This window comes from Myxococcales bacterium (assembly GCA_022184915.1).
In the GTDB taxonomy this organism is placed as follows: Bacteria; Myxococcota_A; Polyangia; order Fen-1088; family Fen-1088; genus JAGTJU01.
Genome location: JAGTJU010000001.1, coordinates 828,126 through 850,177 on the forward strand (window position 1 = coordinate 828,126; position 22,052 = coordinate 850,177).

Annotated in this window: 15 protein-coding genes; 5 read left to right on the forward strand and 10 right to left on the reverse strand. The window is 67.8% G+C overall.

All coding sequences use genetic code 11. From position 1 onward, the window contains the following. Window positions 1-92: 92 nt before the first annotated feature. The gene (locus KA712_03455; protein MCG5051995.1) at window positions 93-866 is read right to left on the reverse strand and encodes a response regulator; all 774 of its coding nucleotides are present in this window, start codon (window positions 864-866) and stop codon (window positions 93-95) included. Between the two features lie 149 nt (window positions 867-1,015). Here KA712_03455 and KA712_03460 point away from each other — a divergent pair, with 149 nt between their 5' ends. Beyond that, the gene (locus KA712_03460; GenBank protein MCG5051996.1) at window positions 1,016-1,951 is read left to right on the forward strand and encodes a hypothetical protein; all 936 of its coding nucleotides are present in this window, start codon (window positions 1,016-1,018) and stop codon (window positions 1,949-1,951) included. A gap of 10 nt (window positions 1,952-1,961) precedes the next feature. On the opposite strand, the gene KA712_03465 is transcribed toward KA712_03460, so the two are convergent. The 5 genes from KA712_03465 to KA712_03485 form a co-directional block, all read right to left on the reverse strand. Next, a complete protein-coding gene (locus KA712_03465) occupies window positions 1,962-3,173 on the reverse strand; it encodes an HDOD domain-containing protein (GenBank protein MCG5051997.1) in 1,212 nt (403 codons plus the stop codon). A 251-nt stretch (window positions 3,174-3,424) separates the two neighbouring features. After that, a complete protein-coding gene (locus KA712_03470) occupies window positions 3,425-4,513 on the reverse strand; it encodes a D-alanine--D-alanine ligase (protein MCG5051998.1) in 1,089 nt (362 codons plus the stop codon). Window positions 4,514-4,577: 64 nt separating this feature from the next. Further along, window positions 4,578-5,960 carry a peptide MFS transporter gene (locus KA712_03475; GenBank protein ID MCG5051999.1) on the reverse strand — a complete coding sequence of 461 codons (1,383 nt, stop codon included), beginning with the start codon at window positions 5,958-5,960 and terminating at the stop codon, window positions 4,578-4,580. Continuing rightward, entirely contained in the window at window positions 5,957-7,258 is a 1,302-nt protein-coding gene (locus KA712_03480) for a nickel-dependent lactate racemase (GenBank protein ID MCG5052000.1), read from the reverse strand. Before KA712_03480 ends, KA712_03475 begins: the two co-directional genes overlap by 4 nt. Window positions 7,259-7,343: 85 nt before the next feature. Beyond that, window positions 7,344-8,123 carry a hypothetical protein gene (locus KA712_03485; GenBank protein ID MCG5052001.1) on the reverse strand — a complete coding sequence of 260 codons (780 nt, stop codon included), beginning with the start codon at window positions 8,121-8,123 and terminating at the stop codon, window positions 7,344-7,346. 168 nt (window positions 8,124-8,291) lie between these two features. Here KA712_03485 and KA712_03490 point away from each other — a divergent pair, with 168 nt between their 5' ends. Together KA712_03490 and KA712_03495 are read left to right on the forward strand one after the other, a co-directional pair. After that, window positions 8,292-9,326 (forward strand): OmpA family protein, encoded by a 1,035-nt coding sequence (locus tag KA712_03490; protein ID MCG5052002.1) that lies wholly within the window; start codon window positions 8,292-8,294, stop codon window positions 9,324-9,326. 92 nt (window positions 9,327-9,418) lie between these two features. Next, window positions 9,419-10,141, forward strand: a complete 723-nt coding sequence (locus tag KA712_03495) for a single-stranded DNA-binding protein (GenBank protein ID MCG5052003.1) — start codon at window positions 9,419-9,421, stop codon at window positions 10,139-10,141. Between the two features lie 3 nt (window positions 10,142-10,144). On the opposite strand, the gene KA712_03500 is transcribed toward KA712_03495, so the two are convergent. After that, complete coding sequence (locus tag KA712_03500; protein ID MCG5052004.1) at window positions 10,145-11,764, reverse strand: hypothetical protein; 1,620 nt, start codon at window positions 11,762-11,764, stop codon at window positions 10,145-10,147. Between the two features lie 246 nt (window positions 11,765-12,010). Here KA712_03500 and KA712_03505 point away from each other — a divergent pair, with 246 nt between their 5' ends. Then, window positions 12,011-15,331: a glycoside hydrolase family 97 protein gene (locus KA712_03505; protein MCG5052005.1), complete on the forward strand. Its 3,321-nt coding sequence runs from the start codon at window positions 12,011-12,013 to the stop codon at window positions 15,329-15,331. Window positions 15,332-15,345: 14 nt separating this feature from the next. Here the strand turns inward: KA712_03505 and KA712_03510 are convergent, their stop codons facing one another. After that, window positions 15,346-17,865, reverse strand: a complete 2,520-nt coding sequence (locus tag KA712_03510) for a hypothetical protein (protein ID MCG5052006.1) — start codon at window positions 17,863-17,865, stop codon at window positions 15,346-15,348. A gap of 594 nt (window positions 17,866-18,459) precedes the next feature. Here KA712_03510 and KA712_03515 point away from each other — a divergent pair. Continuing rightward, a complete protein-coding gene (locus KA712_03515) occupies window positions 18,460-19,833 on the forward strand; it encodes a GntP family permease (GenBank protein MCG5052007.1) in 1,374 nt (457 codons plus the stop codon). Window positions 19,834-19,870: 37 nt separating this feature from the next. Here the strand turns inward: KA712_03515 and KA712_03520 are convergent, their stop codons facing one another. Together KA712_03520 and KA712_03525 are read right to left on the reverse strand one after the other, a co-directional pair. Beyond that, window positions 19,871-20,422 carry a hypothetical protein gene (locus KA712_03520; GenBank protein ID MCG5052008.1) on the reverse strand — a complete coding sequence of 184 codons (552 nt, stop codon included), beginning with the start codon at window positions 20,420-20,422 and terminating at the stop codon, window positions 19,871-19,873. Window positions 20,423-20,466: 44 nt separating this feature from the next. Next, window positions 20,467-21,963, reverse strand: a complete 1,497-nt coding sequence (locus KA712_03525; GenBank protein MCG5052009.1) for an amidohydrolase — start codon at window positions 21,961-21,963, stop codon at window positions 20,467-20,469. Between the last annotated feature and the right edge of the window lie 89 nt (window positions 21,964-22,052).

Here is a 22,052-nt window from a genome sequence, read left to right on the forward strand (position 1 = left end):
TGCCGAAATTGGCGGACGCTCCGCGCTGCGGAGCCGCCGTCCCGGGCCGCGCGCGGCAACCCTGCGAAAACAGGCGATGAAAGGGAGGCCGCTCAGGAGGCCGGGCGGAACTTGACCCGTCCGGGAGCCCTCAGCACCTTGGCGATGAGTTCTCCTTGAGAGTGAACCCCGAGCTTGCGGTAGATCGCTTTGACGTGGTTCCGGGCGGTGTGCACGCTGATGAAGAACATGTGGGCCAGCTCGCGGGGCTTCTTCCCGGCGACCATGGCGCGCAAGATCTCTTTTTCTCGGCGCGACAAATTGGCTGATTCTTCGGGGCTCAACATGGCCACGGGGTCCGCTTCGTCGTCGGACACCGCCACCGAGGGCATCTCCTGCGTGCTCATGAGCCCCGTCAGGCCGGGGTCCGTCGAGCCCGCGCTCTCACGGTCGAGCTCCTCAACCAACACGGCTTGGCGCCGCGAGAGGTGAACGAGCCTTTGTGTCACGGATTTGACGGCATGCTTGCGAAGCGCATCCCGAATGGCCATGGCCAGCTCGTCGGTCTCGCATGGTTTCTGCAGCAGCCGAAACACGCGCCCTTCGTTGATGCTTCTCACGGCAACCTGAAGATCCGCGTGGCCCGTCAGCATGATCTTGGGCAGGTGAGGTTGTTCTTTGGCCAGCTCGGCCAGAAACTCGCTGCCCGACTGCCCGGGCATGCGCTCGTCCACCACGATGGCCCCCACCGGCTCCCGTGACAGAATCACTCGGGCTTCAGCCGCCGAGTGCGCCCCGATCACTTCGTAGGGCTCTTTTCTCAGCGCGACCTTCAAGCCCTCGATCACCTCGGGCTCGTCATCCACCACCAGGACTTTGTCGTACATTCCTTTTCCTTGGGCTCGTGATTCGCCGTTGCCCTGCTTGGCCTCGTGTCAACATCGACCCAAGTGAGCGGGGCCTTTAGCCCTCATTGCGAGAGGAACAGGGCCGACCACGTCAAGGCGCGAGGGAGTCCCGTCGATGACCAGCCCACGTGCCAGTGACGATCCGAAACGACACAGGACCTTCCCTGCTCGATGAGGTGGCTGACCCAGAGCGCCCACGGACACGGAAGCCCCGCCTCGACGTGGAGCTGCGCCATGCGCAAAAGCTCGAGGCGCTCGGTCAGCTGGCCGCCGGGATCGCCCACGAGATCAGCACACCCGTGCAGTTCGTCGGTGACAGCGTGAGCTTCCTTCGCGGTGCGTTCGCCGATCTCCAGGTGTTCGCCGAGGGCGTCAAGGCGATCGTGGCGGGAGGGCCCAGCGCGGACGGCGCCCCGGAAACGACCGATGAGCTGCGCAAGGCTTTGCGCGCCCTGATGGAGGCCAACGACGTGGACTACCTCATCAACCGCGTGCCCCGCGCCGTGGATCGGGTGGTGGACGGCCTTGGGCGCGTCTCGGGCATCTTGCGGGCCATGAAGGATTTTTCTCATCCCGACCAGCGAGAGAAGGCGCCGGCTGATCTCAACGACGCCGTCGAACGCGCGCTGACCATCACCCGGGGCGAGTACAAGCACGTGGCGGAGGTCAAAACCGAGCTTGCGGATCTGCCCCGTATTCGCTGCCACGTGGGTGACGTGCAGCAGGTTCTGGTGAACCTCGTGATCAACGCAGCCCACGCCATCGAGGCGCGCGCGCGAGAGCAGGGGCGCCGGGGCCTCATCGAGGTCAAGACCTACGAAGAGCAGGTGGGCGCCCGCACCCTGGCGGTGGTGTCCGTTCGCGACGATGGGCTTGGCATCCCCGCGGCCGTGCAGCCCCATGTGTTCGATCCCTTTTTCACCACGAAGGAGCTGGGACGCGGAACCGGCCAGGGGCTCGCGATCTCCCGCGCCATCGTGGTGGATCGGCACGAGGGCCAGATCTCCTTCGAGACGTGTCCCGGACAGGGCACCACGTTCTTCGTGAAGCTTCCGCTGTCCTGACGCGTGCGCTTCAGGCGCGCAGGCGCCCCGCCTCTTCGGCGGCCACGGTGCGCCAGGCGTCGAGGTGGCGTTCGAGACCCAACGCCGCAAGCAGCGCCTGATCCAGGTGCTCTGCCGGGGGAAGCCGCGGGGACACGGAGCCCTGGCCATTGGCCAGGGCGTTCGCGAAGTGCGTGACCGTACACAGATCGAGCGAGGGTTCCATGTGACGCGGCTCGGGCCATGGGTCATCGTGGGTGGCCACCGCTTCCATCAAGTCGAGCGGCAAGCCCCAAAGCCCCAGCATGTAGCCGCCTGCCTGCGCGTGGGTCGCATGCAGCCGCTCCCGCTCAGCGCTCACGAGCGGGATGTGCGCGTCGGCGGCGTGCTGGATCGCGGCGGCTGTCTCCTTGGGCATGCCCATCCCCAGCACCAAAAGGCCGATCTCGTGAAGCAAGCCCGCCAAGAATACGACCTGGGTGGGTAAGGTGGGGGGGCAGATGCGGGTCGCAATGCGCCCCACGAGCAGCGCGTGCTCCCGGATGCCCTCGACCGTGAGCTCGGACGCGGCCGGCAAAGGCGCGGCCGACTCGAAGACCTCGACCGAGAGCACCAGGTTGCGCACCGTGAGAAACCCGAGGTGAACCACCGCCTCTTCCACGGTGCTGATCTGGCGGGCGAGCCTGAAGAACGACGAGTTCGCGAGTTGCAGCAGCTTGGCGGCCATGGCGGGCTCGCCGGCGACGATCTGGGCCACGTCGCGGGCGCTCGTATCGCCTTTTTCGATGGCCGAGACCAGCGTGGCGTACACCCGGGGAGCGGGCGGAAGCCGCTCGATGCGGCCAACACAGGCACGCACGGTCTGCTCCGGGAGCAGGGCGCGGATGCGTTCGGCGCGCGAAAGCAAGTCCTCGAGGCGCCCCCGATCGCAGGGCTTCAGGATCATCTGCTGGGCCACGGGAAGCAACCGTTCGGCCGAACGCAGATCACTTTGCCCCGTGAGCACGGCGCGCATGATGTGGGGATGTCGCTGCTTCAGCGTCGAGAGCAGCTCTGCCCCGTCCATGCCTGGCATGCGCATGTCCGTGACCACAAGGTCCATGGTGTTGCGGTCGAGCAGGTCCAAGGCCTCCGGACCCCCGTTCGCGAAGCTCAGGCTCCAGCGGTGGCGAAACGGCCGCAGCATGTCGCGCAGGGCTTCGAGCACGTAGGGTTCGTCGTCGACGAAGAGGACTTTGAGCACCGGTCTTAATCCTGGTGAACGGACGCGTGATTGATACGGGGCACTTCGATGTTCCCCTCGGCGCCCCCCACAGAGCCGCGGTCCATCCGATGAGAACATCGAGCGAAACGGGCGCCCGCTTGACTCACTGATGACATTTTTAGGCCCTTTCGCGTCAATGCGGACCTGGCCCTCAGGGGCTGACCTGGAAAAGCCCGAAGCGGCCCCGTGGTCGGGGGCCCAGGGAGAGTCAGTGTGTGGCCTCGCGTGGCTCAGACGAAGCTGGTTTCGAGACGTGACCGCACTGCGTGACGCTCACGTGCCAGCTCGATGAGGCGCGTGACGAGCGCTTTTTGAGAAAGCCCCGAGGCTTCCCACATCTTCGGATACATCGAGATGGCGGTGAAGCCGGGCAGCGTGTTCACCTCGTTCAGGTACACCTCCAGGGTGCCCTGTTCGACGAAGAAGTCGACCCGCGCCAGGCCGGACAGCTCGAGCACCTGGAAGGCGCGGACGCTCAGGTCGCGAATGAGTGCGCTCACCTCGTCGGGCAGCGGTGCAGGGATGACCAAGTGCGCTCCCGACGGATCGAGGTACTTGGCCTCGTAGGAGTAAAATCCATCCTTGTGGGTCACCACCACCTCTCCGAGGGTGGATGCCTCGGGGGCCTCGTTGCCCAGCACGGCGCACTCCACCTCGCGGGCGTTGACGGCCGCCTCCACCAGCACCTTCGTGTCGTAGCGAAACGCCCGTTCCAGCGCCGCCGCGAGCGCGTGCGGCGCAGGCACCTTGGTGACGCCCACCGAAGAGCCCGCGTTGGCAGGTTTGACGAAGAGCGGATAGGCGAGGGCGGCCGCGCGCGCGGCGACGCCCTCGGGGTCCGCGCGAAACGCAGGGGCGTGGAGGGTTTGCCAGGGAACCACGGGGATCTCGGCCTGCGTGAGCAGGCGCTTGGCCACGTCTTTGTCCATGCCCAGCGCCGAGCCGAGCGCGCCGGAGCCGACGTAGGCCACGTTGGCCATGTCGAGCAGGCCCTGCACACGCCCATCCTCGCCGAACGTTCCGTGCAGGGTAGAGAAGACCACCGTGCCGGGCGCAAAGGGCCCCTCGGTTTGGGGATAGACGGGGACGGGGAGGGTAGGGCTATCGGCCGGCAGACGAAGCGTGCGGGGGTCGCCCGTGGCCGCGAGCAAAAACGCCTCGGTCTCGAGGCGCCATCGCCCCTGCTTGTCGATGCTGACGGCGCGGGGTTCGTAGCGCTCGCGGTCGAGGGCCAAAAGCACGTTGCGCGCGGAGAGCAGCGAAATCTCGTGTTCGGAGGATCGGCCGCCAAAAAGGATCACGACAGGGGTCTTGCTCATGGGGGGGGCCTTCCGGGCTTGGGCCGTTTCGGGAACACATTCGTGAAGCAGTTCGTGGCGTTCGTCAACGGTGGGAGCTCGGCGATGGCACGTCGCCCTCGTGCATCATGCGGGTGAGCCGGCGGCTCGCGAGCAGCAGCAGCACCCCTGCGGCCGTCGAGGCCACCACGAAGATCAGAAAGAAATCGGCCTGGCCCCCCAAGGCCCTGAACAGGTCTCCGCGTGCGATGCGCGTGGTGCTTTCGGCCAGCTGCCCTGCCAAAAAGTTCGCAAGGGCCGTGGTGAGAAACCAAAACCCCATGAGCAGCGAAGCGAAGCGCGCCGGAGCGAGCTTCGTCACCATCGAGAGCCCCACGGGTGACACGCACAGCTCTCCCCAGGTGATGAAGACATACGCCAAGACCAGGTATGCGGGGCTTGCCAGCTGTCCTCCCTCCGAGGCGGACGCGCCCACGACCATGAACGCAAAGCCCATGCCTTGAAGAATCAGGCCCAGCCCCATCTTGGCCGGGGTGTTCGGTTCGCGGCCCCGGCGTCCGAGCCAGGTCCACAGCCAGGAAAACAGGCCCCCGAAGATCACGATCACCACGGGGTTCACGCTCTGGAACCAAGGGGCGGGGATCTCCCGCCCGAAGAGGGTGCGATCGGTGCGGCTCAAAGCGAAAAAGTTCATCGACGAGCCCGCTTGCTCGAACGCCGCCCAGAACACCACGTTGAAGAGGGCGAGGATGACGACCGCCAACAGCCGCTCGAGCTCGAGCTTCGTCAGCGGCGGGGCGGGAGCCTTCGTGGCTTCGGCGGTGGTGGCCCTGCGCGCGGGCACGTCGCCGATGGGGCCGAGGTGCTTGCGCTTGCCGCGCACGTACTGCGCAAGCCCGAGCAGCATGCCCACGCCCGCCGCCCCGAACGCGTAGTGGTACCCGAAGGTGGGGCTTTCCGAGAGCCAGCCGCAGACGAACTGCCCAAGCGCGGCGCCCAGGTTGATACCCAGGTAGAAGACGGTGAACCCGGCGTCGCGGCGACGATCCCCCTCGTCGTAGAGCTGGCCCACCATGGTCGAGATGTTGGACTTGAAAAAACCCGTGCCGAGCGCGATGAGGGCAAGCCCCACGAAGAACGTGGGCTTCGTGGCGAGGGCGAGACTGAAATGGCCCGCGCTGATGACGACGGCCCCCACGAGCAGGGCGCGGTGGGTGCCCATGTAGCGGTCGGCGAGGTAGCCGCCGAGAAGCGGCGTGACGTAGACCGCGGTCGTGTACCACTTGTACACCGCGATGGCGTCTTCCTGGCTGTAGCCGAAGCCGGAGACGGCGTTGGCCAGGAAGAGCACGAGCAGCGCACGCATGCCGTAGTACGAAAAGCGCTCCCACATCTCCACGCCGAAGAGCACGTAGAGACCCCGCGGTTGCGCTGGATGTGCCGCGTCTTCGGCCGACGCGCGGGTCACGACGCCTCTCGAGCTGGGGGAGCCACAACGGAAAGCGGCGGCAGATTGCCCTCGGCGTCGAAAGCCCACGCCGAGGCGGGCCCGAGCCGCTCGAGGCCCGGCGTGTCCGCGAGGGCGGCTTCGGAGGCGGCCAGAACCTCGAGGTGAAGGGTGTCCCGGATGCGAGCCACACGGGCTTGCTCGAGGGGTACGCCCAGCGTCGAGAGGGCCGCGGCGATGGCGGCGCGGTCGCTTGGGAAGTGCATGGGGATCTTCGAGGACTGCAGCGACAACGAGGTGAGCGAGTTCGTGAAGGTCACGTGGCGGTCGATGGCGTCCACGAGCCGCTGGGTCGTGAAGTCCGCCATGCCGATCCCCGAAGCGTTGCCGTGGGTCTCCTCGCTGAGGTCACGCACGAAGATGCGGCGGATGACGGGGCGGTAGTCAGGCACGTGGGACAGGGCCGAGATGTAGCCGTTGACGCCTCGTCCAACCACGTTGGGATCCATGCCGGTGCCGCTCAGCTCTTTGCCTATGCGGTCCACCACGAGAAAGTCGAGTGTCTCGAAGGGAAGCCGCGCCATCTGCGCGTGCGCCTGCTTGACCAGAACTGCCTCTCGCTCTGCGAGCGCCGCGGCGGGCACGAACTCGACGTGCTGGGTGTCGTGCCGCGCGTTCTCGAGCAAGCCGAGCCCTCCCAGGACGGGGGTGTGCTCCAGAATCACGCGCAGGGCTTCCCGCATGACGGGCTCGTGACCGAAGCGTGCGGCCGCGCGGTGGAGGGTGCCCGCACCCCTGTGTTTGCCGAGGCCCACCACCAGCATCTTGACGAGCCCGCTGCCAAACGCGCCCCGAAAGTCCGTGTGGGGCTTGATGCGGTTGACCACGATGATGCCGTCCGCCTCTCGGGCGGCGCGCGAGAAGAAAACGGGCATGTCGTTGGTGGTGCGCCCGAGCTCGTCCACGTCCAGGCTGTCGACGACGGGGGCGTTCAGGCTGGCTTCGGTGAGGCCGTAGTGGGCCAGCACGCCCCTTTGCCCCTCGGGCGTGGCGCCGCCGTGGCTGCCCATGGCGGGCACGAGGAAGGGCAGGGCGCCGCGGGCCCGCAAGCCGGCCAGCAGCGCGCCGACCGCGCGGGTCAGGTTGCTGATCCCGCGGCTCCCCACGCCCACGGCGATGCGCCGGCCGGCGAGGGCCGGCAGCCGGGAGAGCCCCTCGTCCACCGCGGCCTCGAAGTCCACGGGCGCCGCCTTGGAGAAAGGCTGGCGAACCAGGACGAGCGGCGGAAAAGAAGATTCGTCGACGGCGGTGACGGCCACGGGCGCATTCTGCCTCACCGCCGGCCGCTCGAAAAAGAAAAGGGGGCCTCATGGGCCCCCTGTGTGCCGAACGCAGCCGCTCCGTTTACTCGGGGCAGCTCTTCAGTTTCTTTTCGGCCGTGGCGTCGTAATCGTCCTTCGTCTCGCCCGCCGTGTCTGGCTTGCGCAGGATGGTGCCGTTGGTAGGGGCCGGGGCGCAATCGCCTGTGAATTCGTTGCGGCCGCCTGCCGTGTTGGTCTTGCGGCTCTGGTTGCCGGTGGGAAGGTTGCCCCAGCACACGTAGTCGAGCACGGATGAGGCCGAGAAGAAGCTTGCGTCTCTGTAGAGCACCACCTCACCCCCCTCGGTTTTCGAGAGCGTGAACTCCGTGGGCCAGTTCAGCTTCAAGTACCCGCGGGCCGGAATCTTGGTCGCGCCGCCCGCCAGCTCCTTGGCCGCCTTGCTGTACTGAAACTGCGCGCAAAGGAAGAAGTTCTCGTCGGTCAGCTCGATGTCCGCGTTCGTGGTGTTGTAAAGCACCACCCCTTCGCCGGGGGCCACCTCGGCGAGCAGCACGTTCGGCAGGGCCATGGTGCCCGCGAGGGTGCCGGTTTTTGGTTTCAGATCGTCGCAGCCATTGTCAGGCGCGCCGCTGCCGCCGCCCGTGCCGCTGGCTTGGCCACCCGAGCCACCGGATTGGCCGCCGGAGCCTCCGGACTTGCCACCCGAGCCACCGGACTGGCCACCCGAGCTACCGCCGTTGCCGCCATCATCTTCGTCTTCGTCTGAAGGTTCGCTGCTGCTCGAACAGGCGGCCGTGGCCAGGCCTACCGCCGCCAGGCCCACGAGGGCCACCAGAGATCGCCGAATGCTAGGGTTCAACATGGCTTGGCAGCATACAGGACCGCCAGGCCCGCAGGAAGCGCGGCCCCCGCCGTACTTGACTTTTGGCCGGGGGCACGCGCCGGGAAAAAGAGTTGTTTTCGAGCCTCCGGCGGTTTCATGATCGAGCTCATGGGGCGTAATGCCGTGACGAGAGGACCGAGGTGGGCCGTGGCAAGTCTGGCCTTTGCGGTGGGGCTCGGCTTCGGGGCCTTGCCCTTCGTGCAGGGTGCCGAGGGCTCTGCGGTGGCGGTGCGCTACGGCTCGCAGGTGCCGGTGGGGCAACAGCCCTTCGTCGAGCTCGAGGCGCGCGAGCCCTTGGCCGCCGTCAGGCTTGCCTTGACCCGCGACGACGGGAAGATCGTGCGCCGCTTGTTTCCCTCCCTGCGCAAAGGGCAAACCGCCCGCGTCGCGCTCGATGGCGCCCCGGGCACGCACCGGTACACGGGGGAACTCGTCGCCTCGCCCAGGGGGGGAAGCCCGCAAACGAGCCTGCTCGACTTCGAGACACAGGTGAGTGAAGCCCTGAAGCTCGACGTCGACCGGGGCCGGCTGGACCTCGCGGCGGGCCGGCTGTGGCTGACTGCGTCCCGCGCGCTCGCCGAGGTCGAGGTCACCGTTCATGGCGCGGCCCCGGGGGCCACCGCACGCACACAGCGCCACGCGATCACGCACAGCGAGGCCGGCGTGCCGCTCGAGGTGAGCTTCCCGGGGGGCGACGACGTGGGCCGCATCGATCTGAAGGCCACCGACACCCAGGGCTTTTTCACCGGCGTGTCGCTTTTGCCCTGGGCCGTACGCATTCCGCACGAAGAGGTGAGCTTCGCCACCGATCGCGCCGATATCTTGCCCGACCAGGCCCCCAAGCTCGAGGCGAGCCTGCGGGCCATCGAGGAGGCCCTCGTGCGCGCGCGCACGCTGGGGGCCGTCACGCTCTTCGTGGCGGGACACACCGATACCGTGGGAGACGACGCGCACAACCTGAAGCTGTCGTTGGCCCGCGCCCAGGCGATCGCGCTTTACTTCCGCAAAAAGGGCCTGCGCCTTCCGATTGCGTTCGAGGGCTTCGGCGAGCGCGCCTTGGCGGTGGCCACGCCCGACGGCAGCGATGAGGCGCGGAACAGGAGGGTCGATTACATCCTGGCCCTCGAGCCGCCCCCCCTTGGCGGGCGCGGGTTCACCCCGCGGTGGAAGGCGCTCCGCTGAGGCGAAGCGCCTGTCCGCCTCACGCCGCCCGGGCCTGATGCCCCGGCGGGCCCTGTCGAGCGGAGAGCCCGCGCGCTAAGACCCGGGCCGTCATGAGCCTGACCGAGATCAGCCGCAAACTGGCGCGCGCGGTGGACGAGCTTGCCTTCGCTCCGCCCGTCGCTTTCGTTTACAACCCGCTGGTCTACGCCTGGGCGCCTCACGCGGCCTACCTGGAGCGCTTCGGGCAAGGGCAAAAGCGGGTGGTGTTCCTGGGCATGAACCCGGGCCCTTTTGGCATGGCCCAAACCGGCGTGCCCTTCGGGGACGTGACGATGGTGCGAGATTTTTTGGGCCTGGGCACGGGCGCCGAGGGTCTGGTGTTGCGTCCGCACCCGGAGCACCCGAAGCGGCCCGTGACCGGCTTTGCGTGCCGGCGCAGCGAAGTGAGTGGCACGCGCTTTTGGGGCTGGGCGCGTGCGCGCTTTGGCTCTGCCGCCCGCTTCTTCCGGCACGCCTTCGTGGTGAATTACTGCCCCCTGGTGTTCATGGACGAAGCGGGGCGCAACGTGACGCCCGACAAGCTCACGGCCGCCGAACGGCAGGCGGTCACCAAGGTCTGCGATCGCGCCCTTCGGCAGATGGTGGCTCTGTGGAAGCCGACCTGGGTCATCGGGGTGGGTGCGTTCGCCGAAACGCGCGCGCGCGAGGCCCTGGAGGGGCTCGACCTGCAGGTGGGCTGCATTCTGCACCCGAGCCCCGCAAGCCCGGCCGCCAACCGCGGCTGGGCCGGTCAGGTGGACGCGCAGCTCGAAGCGCTGGGTGTGAGGCTTTGACCCTCAGGGCGCGGCCGTCGCATGGGCCGGGAAGGGTCCGAAGGCGCGATCGATGCGCTTGAGAAAGCTGTAAAGCGGCGGATCGGACAGGCCCGGGATGGTGGCGGTCACCCACTCGTAGCCTCGCGCGCGCCAGAGGTCCGCGTTGTCATTTGCGCGGGCGTGCAGCTTGTAATGGTGGGTGATGAGCGTGGGCTTGCGTGACAGCATGTACGCGTCCGAGCCCCACTTCTGGTGCCCTGGCCGCTGCGAGACGGTCATGGTGGGATCGTGGGCGATCGTGCGATCGACGAGGCCAAACACATCGTAGGCGGCAATGCCCGCGTAGTAGGGGATCACACCGGCGCCGCCCACCGTCATGAGATCGTCGGGCTGTGCGTGTTGGGCGAACCAGCGGCCCACGGGGATGCGTTCTTCGGCGTAGAGCGCGAGGTACCCGGGGGTGTCGATCCCGCGGTCAGCCCCGATGATGTTCATGCCGTCGTGGGACACCTTGGCTTGGCCCACGCCATGGCCAAGGAGCAAGCCCAACGCCAGGGCCCGCTGCACCGGGCGCGCCAGGTAGTCCGAAAGCCGCGCGCCCAGGGTGTGGAGCGCCTCTTGCCCCATCAAGGCGCCCAGCGGCACGACCGGCAGCACGAAGCGGTAAAGCCCCATGAAGTCGCCGCCGACCTTTGCGGTGTAGGCGGCGAAGGCGGCGATCACCAGGGCACCGAAGCGAAAGAGGCGTGTGCGGGCCTCGTCCCGGGCGCGCGGCCATCCCAGGCAGGTAAGCAGAGCCCAAAAATGAACGGTGTGGTCTTCGGCGAAGCGACGCAGGTAATAAAGCCCCCACGGCAGCGCGCCCGTGCCTCCCGACGACTTCACGTAAAACGTGTTCGGGAAGGGGAAGCCGTAGTACCACCAGCGCCAGGCGAAGTACGGCCCGAAGAGCGCCAGGAACGACGCCACCCACAAGAGCTCCTGCCGTGACGGGCGCAGGCGCCGCGCGGCCACCCACCCGAGCGCTCGGTCGAGTCCCGCAAGCCCGAAGAGCAGCACGCCTTCGGGGCGGGTCATGGCGGCCAGGGCGAACCACACACCGCTCGAGGGGCGGCGCATAGGGGCCGCGCGCTCGGCCAGGTACGCGGCGGTGGCGAGCAGAAAGAGGCAGGTGAACATCTGCGTTTCGAGGCCACCCATGCACCAGCAGGCGTAGGCGCTGGTGAGCGCCAAGCCAACGGGCGCCACGGCGTGCCGCAGGTGCGGACGTTCCTGATCCAGGCGCAGCGCCAGGCGGTTGACCACGAAGAGACCCCCGATGCCAAAGCCCACACCCAGCACCCGCGAGGCGTCTGCGGGGTGGGCACCCAGCTTCATCGCGGCCGCCAGCAGGACCGTCCAGAGGAAGTTGGTGAAGCCCTCCACCCGCTCGCCCAGATTGAACACCAGCTGCCCGTGCTCGGCCAGGTTGCGGGCGTAGCGGAAGGAGATGTACGCGTCGTCGTTGACGAAGTTGAAATAGAGCGCGTGCGGCACCAGGAGCGCTGAAGCCACGAGGGCGGGGCCGTACCGGCGCAAAAAGGCGGTGAGGCCCCGCGCTTGCGCGGCGGGTGGGGGGGGACCTATCGGAGCGTCGGGCACGGGCGCGGGGTGGTATCGCACAATTTGGGCCGTTCGGCACGCGCGGGGCTCGCGTGGGCGGTATCGAAGCCCGGTGTGGCCAGCGCCGCCTCGCGCGCGGCCCAAAGGGCCCCGTGGGCGGGTTGCGGTTGCGCCTCCGCGGGATTGTGGGCTAAGCCGTTTGCCGGAGTCCTCATGCCCTTTCCTCGTGTTTTCGCTGGCGTATCGTCTCGTTCCCGTTGGGCGGCCCTGTTTGCGGTTGGTTTCATGGCTCTTGGGGCCGGCCCCGTGGGGGCCGCGTTGCCTCCCCCAGGCCTGGCGCTGCACCCCGATAACCCCCGGCTCTTCCGCTTCCGCGGCGTGCCCACCGTGCTCGTAGGAGCCGGTGCGCACGAGGGCGTGTCGTTGGGTCAGGAGCTCGACGTGAAGGCCGAGCTCGACGCGCTGGTGTCGCAAGGCCTCAACTACACCCGTGTCTTCGCGGGCGAAGCACCGCACACGGAGGGGGCTTCCGCGGAGCGCATCGCGGCCCCCTGGGCCCGCAGCACCCAGCCGGGGAGCGCGGACGGTGGCCCCAAGTTCGACTTGGCCCGCTTCGACCCCGCGCACTTCGACCGGCTCGCGCGTTTCGTGGCGGAGGCGGCCCAGCGCGACATCGTCGTGAAGGTGACGCTGTTTTCGGCCCTCGACGACGAGGCGGCCTGGCGTGCGAGTCCCCTGTTTGCCGGCAACAACGTCAACGGCGTCGGGAAGGTCGAGCGCAAACAGGTTCACACGCTCGACAACGGCTCCCTCTGGAAATACCAGGAGGCGTTCGTGCGGCAGACCGTGCGTACGCTGGCCCAAGCAGACAACGTGATCTACGAGCTTGCGAGCGAACCGTGGCTCGACCGGCCCGCGAAGGAGACGTTCGCCACGCCGGCGGACGCCGCTTCGTTGGCATGGCAGAAACAGGTGGCCGCGTTGATCCTGCAAGAAGGCCCACGCGGCGGGCGTGTGCCGCTCGTCTCACAGAACGTGGCCCGCCGCGCGGTGGCGATCTCCGAGCCAGATCCGAACGTGTCCGTGTTCGACTTTCACGAGGCCAGTCCACCCGCAGCGATCGCGATGAACGCCGGTCTCGCCAGGGTCTTCGGGTTCGACGTGGCGGGGCGCGCAGGTAGCGACGAAGCGTCCCTGCGTCGGCAGGCCTGGTCGTTCCTTCTGGCGGGCGGCGGCGCGTTTGGCCACTTCGCCCCGGCCCTGCCCGCGGCGGCTGCGGCCCCCTCCCGCGCGGAGCTCGGGGTCCTCTCGCGCTTTTTGCGGGGCTTCGGCGAAGACCTCGTGCACATGCGTCCCGATGAGGGCCTGGTCAAAGGCGGCGCCCCTGCGGGCGTGCAGGTCCTGGCCGCGGCGGGCCGCGCTTATGGGCTCTACCTGGCCCGCGCCGCGGGTGAACCCGCACGGCCCATGCGCCTCGCGCTGGCGCTGCCCTTCGGCGCGTACGACGTCACGTGGCTCGACCCGGTCACGGGCGAGAGCCTGGCGACGAGCCGCCACGTGCACGCAGGGGGGCTGGCGAAGCTCGAGGGACCGGCTCGTTCCGAACTGGCGTTGCGCCTCGTCCGCAGCGCGCGGGAGCCGGCCCTCGAGGAGCTGCCGCGTCCCTCCGTGGCCCGCGCCACGTCGCCGGACGGACGCACCCGCATCGCGGTCGTGCTGGCTGATTTTGCGGGCACGCCCGGCCTGGCCGCGGGCGAGCGGCTCTACGTCCGCGTCGAGCGGGGTGACAAGGGCAAGCACGAAGCGGTTCTGCCGTGGTCGCCTCTGGGGGTGCGGCGTCTCGATACGTCCTTCGTCACGAACCTCACCTGGAAGGGCGCGCGATCCCGGCCCGTGCGCGAACGCTACAAGCTGTCGAGCGGCAAGGCTCTCGACGTGAGCGCCCACGGCGAGGAGACCACCGTGACCTTGCTCGGTGAGGGAGGCAACGTCCTGGCGTTGGATCTGCGCGCCTACGACGATGGCGTGGCGTTTCGCTATCGCTTCCCCGAAGCGAAGCCAGGGTTCTTCGAGGTCACCGGCGAGGACACGGCCTTTCGGCTCGATGCCACCGCGCGGGGCTACCTGCTTCCCCACGACGAGCCCACCGATTGGGGGCCTGCCTACGAGGCGACCTGGAAAGCCGATGTGCCTGCCGGAACGCCTGCGCCCACCGCTTCGGGCTTTAGCTTCCCCGCGCTCTTCCAGGTGGGCGCGCGCTGGGTCTTGCTGACCGAATCCGGCCTCGACGGAAGCTTCGCGGCCTCGCGCCTGTCTCCCGAAGGCGGGCTTTATCGGGTGCGGTTGCCCCGGGCCGAAGAGGGTTCAGGCGTGGGGGCCGTGGCGCCGCGCTCCGTGTTGCCGTGGGCGATGCCCTGGCGCATCGTCATGGTGGGGGATGCGCTCGATACGATCGTCGCGTCCAATCTGGTGACCCATCTGGCCGCACCTTCACGGGTGAAGGACACCTCGTGGATCAAGCCCGGGCGCGCCGCCTGGTCGTGGTGGGCCGATAGCCCGAGCCCCAAGGACTATGCCTTGATGGTGCCTTACATCGACCTGGCCGCACGCATGGGCTGGGAGTACTTCCTGGTGGATGCCAACTGGGGCGAGATGCAAAACGGCGACTGGAAAAAGCTCGCCGCATACGCCCGGGCGAAGAAGGTCCGGCTTCTGCTTTGGTACAACTCCGGGGGGCCGCACAACCGGGTGACCGAGGCGCCGCGCGATCTCATGTTCGAGAGGCGGATCCGCCGCGCGGAGATGAAGGCCATCGCCGAGGCCGGCATCGCGGGCATGAAGGTGGACTTTTTCCAAAGCGACAAGCAAAGCACCATCGCGCAGTACCAGGACATTCTGGAGGACGCGGCCGCGTTCAAGCTGGTCGTGAACTTCCACGGCTGTACGTTGCCGCGCGGCTGGTCCCGCACCTACCCGAACCTGCTCTCCCACGAGGCGGTCAAGGGGGCCGAGGCCTACAAGTTCAGCCGCACGTTTCCGGACGATGCGCCCGTGCACAACACCATATTGCCCTTCACGCGCAACGTGGTGGGGCCGATGGACTACACACCGGTGACGTTCTCGGACTCGAAGTACCCTCACAAAACCACCAACGCTCACGAGCTGGCCCTCTCCGTGGTGTTCGAGTCGGGCCTCCAGCATTTCGCCGACTCCCATCAGGCCTACGACGCTTTGCCGGAGGCCCCCAAGGCGTTTTTGAAAGAGGTCCCCGTGGCCTGGGACGAGGTGCGCTTGCTCGCGGGTCATCCCGGCAAGCAAGCCGTGATCGCGCGCCGCAAGGGGCGGGTGTGGTACGTGGGCGGGATCAGTGGTCTGCCGCAGCCTTCGACGGTGAAGGTGCCGTTGGCGTTCGTGGGGGGCAAGGCCCGCTACGACGTGACCTTGATCAGCGACGGCGACTCGGATCGCACCTTCTCTGCGCGTACGGACGTGCGTGCGGCCACGGACGCGCTGGAGGTTGCCCTGCGAGGGTACGGCGGCTTCGTCATGCGCATCGCCCCCCAAGGCAGGCCTGCAAAGAGCCGCGCGGCGGCCGGCGGACCCTGAGGGGCGTTCCGGCTTCAGGGGGCCGGCTCGCTCTGCGATAACGTGACGGGGCCCAAAAGCCCGGTGGGAAGGGGCGCAAACCAATGCGCCCAGCGCTGGGCCGCGGGATCGTCTTTTTTTGCCTTCATGAGGTTTGCGAGCCCCGTCGACACCTTCACGGAGATCGTGTTCGGTCCCGGGCGTAAATGTGTGCCAAGCGCGTAGCGGTGCCGCCCGTACCAGCGCATGCCGAGCGGCTGACCATTCACGATGAGCTCCGACACCGCGTGCACCGCGCCCAGATCCAGGATCAGCTCTTCGCTGCCATGATGCCCCTCGACGTGGGTGGTGTAGATCGCAACGCCCCCAAAGGCCGCGAGCGCAGGGTCCAGCTGTTGGCTGAGATCGATCAACGTGGGGAAGGTGCGCGTAAACGGCGCTCCTTGGTTTGCCGGGTGGAACGCAACGGTCCAAGGTCCTCGAAGCGGCGTCTGCGAGACCCCCTGCGGCGGATCGCCGGGGGCGGGCCAGGTCCCGGACGCGAACTCACCCCGCGGCGCCTCGGCTTGGAACACCAGGAGCAAGGAGGTCTGCGGCGCGAGATGGATCGCCACGCGTCCCTCGCGGACGTGAGGATAGGGCTGCCGCAGGCTTGTCTCGGGATCCCAGCGCCACGGCTGTCCGCGCGCCGCGGGAAAGCGGGCCTCGAAGCTATGGGCCTCATCGACGTCGAGGTTCGCGAAGAAAAAAAGATCGTGCCGCTCGTCGCGGTGGTGGATCTGGGCCACCTGCGGTGAGACCTCCGAGAGCTCTACGGGGCTCTTGATCCCGGTGGCGACCATGTGGCGCTGCACCCACCTGACGAGCCCCGGGTAGCCCTGGCTCTCGTCCGGGGCCTCCACCACGTGGACACGTCCGTTCCGTTGGGCCGCAAGAGACGCGAGCGCAGCGCTCACCCGCGCGCCTTGCCGTGCGGCGTCCCGCAGCCCGGGCGCCTCGACAGGCGGCTGACCCACGAAGAGCACCCGGCCCCCGCGCGCGACGAAGTTGACCAGCACCTCAGCGGTGTCCGGCTCGAGGGACGTGGCGTGCTCGACCACGATGAGTTCGTAGCTTTGCGGCCCATACGTGAGCCGCCCCTCCACGATGTGTGCGTCCTGGAGGACGCGCTCGCTCACGAAGTCGCTGCCGTAGCCTGCGTGCGCAAGCGCGCTGGCGAGGGCGTACTGGTACCAGGGGTAGTGGGTCTCTGGAAAGGGCTGATACAGCATGCCGAAGCGGGCCCATTCGTCGGCCCTCGGTGCCAAAACGGCTACTTGGGCCTCTGGCTTGGTGGCGCGCAACACCGAGCCCAGGCGGGCGGCGTAGTCCGCGAAGTGGCGGAAGGCGGGCCACCAGGGGACGCGTTCGTTCAAGTACGAGCCGAACCTGACCCATCCAGGAAAGCCGGCGTCGGGAGGCGTGTAGTTGAAGCCGTGGAGAATCGGGTGATTGAGCCCCGCCAAGAGGGACGCGTCGAGCCCCTGTTTGAAGTCTGCCAAGGTCTCGCGGAACACGGGCACGGCGTTGGTCATCGCCTCGAAGCTCACGCGGGCTTTGCCCGTCAGGTGTGCCGCGGAACTCACGTACTTGTTGACGACCGTGGATTCCACGCGAATCCGTGTCGGGTTCTTTTCGTCGTGCCACAGCCACGTTTCGCCTTCGGGCAGGGGCACGCGCATGCTTCCGTGTAGCGGATGGGTCTCGCGCCCATAGGCTTGAACGCGGGCCAACACGCCCTGGGCTTCGCAAAAGCTTACGAACGTGGCGAGGAAGCGCTCCTCGAAGAGCTCGACGAGCGTGCGCACGAAGTCGTGGCGGGCGCGACGCACGTCACGCATGAAGGGGCTCTCGGCAGAAGCGACGTCGGCATCCAGTACGAAGGGCAGGTAAGGGCGTAGGTCGTAGCCGCGTCGCTGCGCGAAGACGGCGGGCAGGTCGCCCGTCCAGTTCGCGTGGTCCAGCTCCAGACTGTCGATGAACAATGCGCGAAGCCCGTTGCCGAGCTTGCCGCCCAGCGCGGGCCCGAGCTTCGTGGCGAGTTCGTTCAGGTAGTGCCTGACCGCGTCTGCGTTGAAGTGGTCGAGCACGGGGCCGTCCGCGCCAGGTGCACCGAGCTTGACGTGTGTGAAGCCTTGCTCGCGAAAGCCGACGTAGAGGGTGTGAGGACCGGGCGGGATTTCGAGCCGCAGCGTCGCCTGGTCTGCCGGGGGCAGGGCCTCGGCGCCGGGTTGAAACGCCCCGGCGAGGGCACCTCCAGGCAAAAGCCGCAGGAACACGAGCTCCTGCCGGGCCGGAGGCACTTCATCGCGGGCCCGGCGGGTGGGATCGGGGGCGGCGAGCTCCTCGCGCGAGAGCGTCAGCACCGCCGGGCCGACCACCTCCCGCTTGACCAACCGTACCCGCTGGGTTTGTTGGTCGATGGTGAGGAAACGCCCCCCGAGGGGCCAGCCCGAGCCCACGATGAGGTCCGCCGTCATGCCGCGGGCATGGGCTTCCTGCACGGCCACCTTCACCAGGTGTGCCCACGAAGGTCCGAGCCACGCGTGAGCGGGGGTAGCGCGCGAGCGATGCGGGCGTGGCGCCGGGGGGCATGCCAATCGTGTTGATCTCCACCCCGCCGATGCCAGCGGCCTTCATGACGTCGAGCTCGCGGAAGAGCTCCGCTTCCGTCACGCGGCCGCCGTTCCACCACCAGCGCACGAAGGGGCGCGCGTCGGCATCAGGGCGCTGGAACTGGGCGAATAGCTCGGGCGTAGGGTGCGCGCAGCCGCCGCCAAAGACGGCGGCGATGCCTGACCACAACCAGGCAAGCAGGAGAGCTTTTGAGAAGAAACGAAGTGAGGGCACGTTTTTTTTTCTGCAGGGGCGATAGGCGAGCGGGGCGTCGTGAGGCGACGTGCCACGTTGTCGTGAGGGGCTGTGGCCGTCAATGTCCACGTCAAAGGGGCCTGTCGAGGCCGGTGTGCAGGCGTGCGCGCGCGCACCGCACCCGGTGGCTCCGCGACAACCGCATCGTTGCGATGAGCGTGATCCCCGAGGAGGCCCTGGCCCGCTCAACGGTCAGCAGGGTTGAAGCCGTCCGCGCGCCCGGTCTAGTCTGCGCGTGCATGTCTTCGTCCCTCGCGGTCTACGCGCCCTTTTGGCTCCTGTTGCTGGGCATGGCGGCCGTGATCGGGCTCATCACGGTGGCCCGCCTGCATGCCTTCGTCTCCTTGGTCCTGGCGGGGGCGCTGGTGGGCCTGGCCACCCCGGCGGCGCGCTTTTCCCCGGGCGGCCACAAGTGGCTCGAAGCCATGGATCTTCTTTCCCAGCACATGGGAGAGACGAGCGGCAAGATCGGTCTGCCCATCGCCCTGGCGTCGCTCATCGGCATGTGCCTTGGCGAAAGTGGGGCCGCCGATGCGGTGGTGCGTCGCTTCGTGGCGCTGTGCGGGCAAGCGCGGGCGGGGTTCGCTTTGCTCGTGGCCAGCTACGTCCTGTCGATCCCGATCTTCTTCGACACCTTCTTCATGCTGCTCGTGCCGCTTGCGCAGGCCCTGGCCCGCCGCACGGGCCGGGATTACCTGCTTTACGTGATGGCGATCTGCTGCGGCGCCACGGTCACGCACGCGCTCATCGTCCCGCATCCCGGGCCGCTGGCCATGGCGGGCAGCCTGCACGTGGACGTGGGGCTCACGATCGTCGTGGGCCTGGCCGCGGGCGTTGGGCCTCTCTTGGCAGGCTGGCTGGCCAGCCGCTTCGTGGCCCGTCGTGTGGTCGTGGAGGTTCCTGCGGCGGCGGAAGAGCCCGACGCCGTTTTGACCTTGCCCCGTTTCTGGTTCGCGCTCATGCCCGTGCTGGTGCCCATTGTCCTCATCGGGGCCGGCTCGGCCGTGGCCGCGCTGCCCGGGGCGCGGTCCGCGCTTTCGACGTGGCTCCTGTTTCTGGGCAACCGCAACGTGGCGCTGCTGCTCGGTGCTTTCCTGGGGGCGTGGCTGCTCATGCACGCGCGTGGGGTCCGTCTGTCGGAGCTCGGCCACCGGATGGGACCGCCGCTGGAAACGGCGGGTGTCATCATCCTCATCACCAGCGCGGGAGGGGCCTTTGGCTTCATGTTGAGGCACGCGGGCGTGGGTGAGGCTGTGCAAGCGCTGGCCGCGGGGCTCGACTTGAACCTCGTGCTGCTCGCGTGGCTGGTGGCGGCGGTCATCCGGGCGGCTCAAGGATCTGCCACGGTGGCCATGTTGACCACCGCCGCGATGATGGAGCCTTTGGTGACGGGGCCGCCGTTGCCCTATCACCGCGTTTACGTGTTCCTGGCGATCGGGAGCGGCTCGTTCGTGCTTTCTTGGATGAACGACAGCGGCTTCTGGGTGGTCAGCCGTCTTGCGGGGCTCAGCGAAAAGCAGACCTTGCAATCCTTCACGGTGGTGTTGACGGCGGCCAGTGTGGCAGGCTTGCTGGTGGCGCTTTTGCTCTCGCGGGTGCTGCCTTTGATCTGAGGGCGTGGCAGCCCCTTGGGCGCGCCCAGCGACGCTTTCATGCGGTGTGAGTTCCCCGCAGCTTCCGGTTTTCCACGGCATCGCGTACGTAGGGCTCACGATCCTTGGCCAAGCCGGCCAGAGCGTCGTGCGGCGTGCGGGGGTGGGCGGCCACCAGGGCGCGGACGCGCGGGTACTCGCTCTGCGCGAGAGCCACGAGGCGGGTCACAGGCGTGTCCGGATGCGTGGCCTCGGCGAGGGCTTGGTCGAGTTCATCGGCGCTTTCGGCCTTGCGGGCCTCGGCTTCGCGGGCCAGGAACTTCTGGAACTTGTCGCGTGTGGCCGTCCACGCGGCGGCAAGAGCTTCGTCGAGCGGCAGGGCGCCTGCGCTGGCCTTGAGCTTGGTGAGCAGGTTGGCCGGATCGTCTTCGTCGGTGCGTAGCTCGCACGCCACCACGGGGCCAAGCGGCGCGGGCGGCGTCAGAGGCTTGGGCGCCGCCGCAAGGGCGCGGGCGGCGATGAAGGCGGTAGAGCGGGCCGTGGCCGTGGCCACCAGGGCCAGCTCTTCGGCGATGGAGGGGGGCAACTTCAGTTTCAGGGCTTTGCTCATGGGGCGAGCATTCTGGCACGGTGAACGAGGCTGCCAGAGGGCTTTTAGGTCGGGCTGCGGGAGGGGATCCCACGCGAAGGCCGCTCGCGCAGGGCGAAGAACTCGCGGCGGGTGCGAGGACCGTAGTGCTTACGGCGGGGCAGGGGCAGGGCGCCGGGATCCAACTTGGCGGCCAATTTGTCGCGGCTGATGTCGTCGGCTTTTATGTGCTGGAGCACGCGGCCAGGTGTGACGCCGTAGACGCGGGCGGCGTTGAGGCCGAAGATCTTGCGACGGATCTCGTCGGTGAGGGCCGGATAGCCGTAGGTCTCTTGCATGGCCTCGGGGATCTGGAACCGCCGGAAGGCTTCGATCTGCTCCTGGGGTGAGCCCGTGAACAAGCAATCGGTGCCCCACACGATGCGGTCGGGTCCCAGGTACTTGAGCAACTTGCCAAGAGCGTGCGCTGCCTGCGAGGGAGACGCCATCAGGTTGCGCCAGGTGGAGCCCAGTTCGGCGTAGACGTTTCCGTTCTTGTCGATGCCGTGATCGAGCACGGCCTTGACCATGCGGTCGATGCCCGCGGGGTTGGCCTCGCGGGGATCGAAAGGGTGATCTTCCTGGATGCGGCCTTCCCAGCCTGCGTGATATGCGAGGAAGGCGATGTCGGGGTTGGCTTTGGCGGCGGCGGCGAGATCACGTGGTGAAGAGACGTCGTCGTAGCGGCCGGCGTCGCTGCTGATGCCCCGGTGGGCGGCGATCACTTTGATGCCCAGCTTGCGCGCGCGTTCGATGAAGGGCTGACCCACTTCGTCGCTGTCGAGCGCCCACGAGCCGTCGCTCGGGTACACTTTCCAGGCGGCCACGGCAAAGGCACGCGCGTCTTCTTCCATCAGGTCGAGTTCGGCTTCGCCTAGATTGGGGCGTACGTTGGCGTGGATCACCAAGCGGGGCCCGCCGCTCAGCCGATCCACGATCTCCTTGATGCGCGCGCGGGCTTCGATCGCCAGGGGGTCAGCGCTGCGTGACGAGGGCACACCGGAAAGGCACGCCACATCGGTGTCGCTGGCGATGAAGATCTCTTTGATGAAGGTCACCGGGCTGATGCAGCCTGGCGGGGCGCCGTCACACAGGTCGTCCGGTGTCCACGGTGGCTTGGAAGCCGCGGCGTGTACCTGCACGTCGAAGATGAACTCGTCGCCCGCGAGGGCGTCTTCGGCAGCCGCGGCGTCTTCCATCATCGCGGGGGAAACGTCGTACCCGGCGTCTGTCGTTGGATCGCGTAGCGTCTGGCCGTGCTCGCTGCAGCCGTAGACCTGATTGAACACGAACAGGGCCGCCGCGGAGCCACAGGCGCTTTGGGCGAAGGCGCGGCGAGAAATACCGAGCCGTGAGGCCTTTTCATCGACCAAGGACTGAAACATCGCCTCGGCACGGTGATCACGTTCGGTGTACGGAAACGGATGAAACTCGTCGTTCGCGCAGGGCCGAAAGGTGATCGGTGATTGCACGGGGTCCACGGGCCGTGACTTCTTCGCCCGGTTCTCGCCCTTGGCAGCCATGTCCCCGAGGCTGCCAGAAAAACGAGCGCGTGGCTAGGCGCAATGCTGTTCACTTAAGAAACCTCGTAACCATCTGAAAATATTGTGCA

Bases quoted from the DNA above. Each gene is read 5' to 3' on its own strand.
- KA712_03520 (MCG5052008.1), bottom strand. From the start codon at position 20,422: ATGAGCAAAGCCCTGAAACTGAAGTTGCCCCCCTCCATCGCCGAAGAG.
- KA712_03485 (MCG5052001.1), bottom strand. From the start codon at position 8,123: ATGTTGAACCCTAGCATTCGGCGATCTCTGGTGGCCCTCGTGGGCCTG.
- KA712_03505 (MCG5052005.1), top strand. From the start codon at position 12,011: ATGGCTCTTGGGGCCGGCCCCGTGGGGGCCGCGTTGCCTCCCCCAGGC.
- KA712_03495 (MCG5052003.1), top strand. From the start codon at position 9,419: ATGAGCCTGACCGAGATCAGCCGCAAACTGGCGCGCGCGGTGGACGAG.
- KA712_03455 (MCG5051995.1), bottom strand. From the start codon at position 866: ATGTACGACAAAGTCCTGGTGGTGGATGACGAGCCCGAGGTGATCGAG.
- KA712_03515 (MCG5052007.1), top strand. From the start codon at position 18,460: ATGTCTTCGTCCCTCGCGGTCTACGCGCCCTTTTGGCTCCTGTTGCTG.
- KA712_03525 (MCG5052009.1), bottom strand. From the start codon at position 21,963: ATGGCTGCCAAGGGCGAGAACCGGGCGAAGAAGTCACGGCCCGTGGAC.
- KA712_03470 (MCG5051998.1), bottom strand. From the start codon at position 4,513: ATGAGCAAGACCCCTGTCGTGATCCTTTTTGGCGGCCGATCCTCCGAA.